The 2,934-nt window shown below is 34.7% G+C and carries 3 protein-coding genes and 1 pseudogene; all 4 read right to left on the bottom strand.

Annotation, left to right across the window (positions count from 1 at the left end; translation table 11 throughout):
• Nucleotides 1-423: pseudogene (locus SULYE_RS07355) on the bottom strand (ABC transporter permease); the annotation flags it as partial.
• The gene (locus SULYE_RS07350) at nucleotides 423-1,409 is read right to left on the bottom strand and encodes an ABC transporter permease (protein WP_007548041.1); all 987 of its coding nucleotides are present in this window, start codon (nucleotides 1,407-1,409) and stop codon (nucleotides 423-425) included. The pseudogene SULYE_RS07355 and the gene SULYE_RS07350, both read right to left, overlap by 1 nt.
• Complete coding sequence (locus SULYE_RS07345; protein ID WP_007548039.1) at nucleotides 1,409-2,605, bottom strand: aminotransferase class I/II-fold pyridoxal phosphate-dependent enzyme; 1,197 nt, start codon at nucleotides 2,603-2,605, stop codon at nucleotides 1,409-1,411. Before SULYE_RS07345 ends, SULYE_RS07350 begins: the two co-directional genes overlap by 1 nt.
• Before the next feature lie 12 nt (nucleotides 2,606-2,617).
• Nucleotides 2,618-2,934 (bottom strand): murein hydrolase activator EnvC family protein (locus tag SULYE_RS07340; protein ID WP_007548038.1); only part of this gene is annotated, 317 nt, incomplete at its 5' end.

Here is a 2,934-nt window from a genome sequence, read left to right as displayed (position 1 = left end):
CCTTGATGCATAAAGTATTCTTGAAAATATGTCTCTCCCAAGATTATCAGCACCAAGTAAAAAAATCCTTCCTTCCTTTACTCCAAAAAGATGTAAGTCTGTTTTAATAAACCCAAGAAGGTAATGAGTATGTCCATGGGTAAAAAAGTATATAGGATGTTTAATATCATAGTTAATTTTATAGCTTTTTGAAATTGGGTCTATCAATTCGTATTTATAAACAAAAGGTCTAAGATGAAAGTTTCCTTTTTCGTCAAAAAAATGTATCTGGGTAGGTGGGTGATAAGGTGTATCTCTATGCTGAATGTCGTAAGGATAAGGAGCTATAAAGTCTGCAAAGATTGCTAAAAAGTAAAAAATCCCAATCAGATAAAGGGATAAATAAGCTAATTTATTTTTCTTTATATACTTAAGCAGCTCCATTACTTTAAGATTCCTTCAACTTCTCTCATTCTAATTCTTGGGTCAAGCTTTGCAAGGAGAATATCAGCTATTAAATTTCCAATAATAAGCATAATTGCACCGATGTATAAACCACCCATCACAAGGTATAAATCCTGTGATAATACAGCGTCAAGCATTAACATTCCCATTCCAGGCCAGTTTACGATTATTTCTATCAATGCAGCACCGGAAAGCAATGAAGCAATTTCAAATCCAAGTATAGTTATAAATGGATTTAAAGCATTTCTCAAAGCATGTTTTAAAATTATATCCTTTTCTTTTAGTCCCTTCGACCTTGCAAACATTACATACTCAGATTGAAGAGATTCTATCATAGCACTTCTTACTAGTCTAACAAGACCGGCTAAAGATGTTATAGCTAAAACAAAAGCCGGTAGGCTTACATGCCAAAGCCTATCTAAGATTTTTTCAAACAAGCTCATCTGGTCGTAATTTGGGCTAACTGCTCCACCGGTTGGCAGAATTCCTGTTTTAACTGAGAAGAATAATAAAATAAAAGCCAAAAAGAAGCCGGGTAGAGACATAAACGTAAAAGAAAAAACTTGAACTGCTTTATCAATGATGCTATTTTGTTTAACCGCTGCCAACACTCCAAGTGGAACTGCCAAAAGCCATGCTAAAACGCCGGAAGTGATGGATAGAAATAGGGTGTTTCCTATCCTATCTTTGATTAGGTCTAAAACCGGCATGTTGTAGCTAAAAGAGTATCCAAGGTCAAATTTGATGGCATTTATAAGCCATTTAAAGTATTGAACTAAAATTGGTTGGTTTAATCCGTAAGTTTCTTCAAGCTGTTTTAATGTTTTTTCTGAGATTTGAGGGTTCATTTTAAGCTGGTCTAAGTAATCACCCGGTGCCATTTGAATGATAAGAAAGGATAAAAAAGTGATTCCCAGCAAAATGGGAATCATTTGATAAAGTCTTTTAATAATGTACAAGAACATTACTTTCTCATTAATTTTTTGATGTTAGAAACCGCCTGTCTTATTCGTTTTTCATTTTCTACAACAGCAAATCTAACATAACCTTCCCCGTGTTCACCAAAGCCAATACCCGGTGCAACGGCTACCTTTCCTTCTGTTAATAAAAACTTACTAAATTCAATAGAGCCCATATGTTGGAATTTTTCCGGGATTTTAGCCCATAAAAACATGGTTGCTTTCGGCTTTTGTACATTCCAGCCGGCTTTATTTAATCCATCAACAAGAATATCGAGTCTTTTACTATAAATATCTCTTGCTTTTTCCACAACCGAATAATCACCTTCCAAGGCGATGATGCTTGCAACCTGTATAGGTGTAAACATTCCATAATCTAAATAACTTTTTATTCTTTTAAGATTGTATACTAAGGTTTCATTTCCAAGAACAAATCCTACTCTCCAACCAGCCATTGAAAAACCTTTTGTTAAAGAGTAAGTTTCTACTGCAATATCTTTTGCACCTTCAACTTGAAGAATGCTTGGAGCTTTATATCCATCGTAGCATAAGTCTCCATATGCAAGGTCATGGACAATCCATAATTTTTTCTTTTTAGCAAATTTAACAATTTCTTTGAAAAATTCTATATCAACTGTCATTGTCGTTGGATTGTTTGGAAAGTTTAGAATTAAAACCTTTGCTTCAGGATAAGAGTCTTCATATGTTTCATAAATATTTTTTAAAAACTGCTCTTGCTTTTGAGAATCATCCCCTTCAAAAGGTAGCGGAACTGTTAAAACGCTTGCCCCTGCTATTACCGGTGCGTAGTAATGAATAGGATATCTTGGACTTGGCACCATTGCTATATCGCCCGGCTCAAGCATTGCAAGCATAAGATGTGCTAAACCTTCCTTTGAACCAATGGTCATAATAACTTCTTTTTCCGGGTCTAAATCAACGTCATATCTTTTTTTATAGAAGTCTGCGATAGCTTTTCTTAATCTTGGAATTCCTTGAGACATAGAATATCTATGGGTTGTTTTCTTTTTGGCTGATTCACAAAGTTTTTCTATTATATGCGGTGCTGGTGGTAGGTCAGGGTTGCCCATGCCAAGGTCTATTATATCTTCACCTTCTTTTCTTAACCTTGCCTTTAAATCATTAACTACAGCAAAAACGTATTGTGGTAATCTCTTTATTCGCGGAAATTCTTCAATCATTCTATCACTCCTTTATTCTAAAATATTCAATGGGTCTACAGGTGTTACATTTTTTCTAACTTCAAAATAAATTCCACATTTGTCAGAATTCTTAAGCTTTCCAGCTTTACCTATTACATCTCCTCTATTAACAACCTTTCCTTCTCTAACGGATATATCATCTAAATATCCATATACGGTTGTTAATCCGTTATTGTGTCTTATAACTACCAAGTTTCCAAATGCTTTTATTCCATCTCCTGCATAAATAACCCTTCCATCTGCAGCAGCTTTTACACTTTGACCGCAGTCTGTTTCTATATCTATACCAAGATGTCTAACCTGTTCGT

The sequence above is a fragment of the Sulfurihydrogenibium yellowstonense SS-5 genome (assembly GCF_000173615.1).
Taxonomy (GTDB): Bacteria; Aquificota; Aquificia; order Aquificales; family Hydrogenothermaceae; genus Sulfurihydrogenibium; species Sulfurihydrogenibium yellowstonense.
Note: the sequence above shows the minus strand (reverse complement) of the source record. Positions and strands in the feature narration are given on the sequence as shown.

What these genes read in the sequence shown, in the direction of transcription:
- SULYE_RS07350 (WP_007548041.1), bottom strand. Translation starts at nt 1,409, where the DNA reads ATGTTCTTGTACATTATTAAAAGACTTTATCAAATGATTCCCATTTTG.
- SULYE_RS07345 (WP_007548039.1), bottom strand. Translation starts at nt 2,605, where the DNA reads ATGATTGAAGAATTTCCGCGAATAAAGAGATTACCACAATACGTTTTT.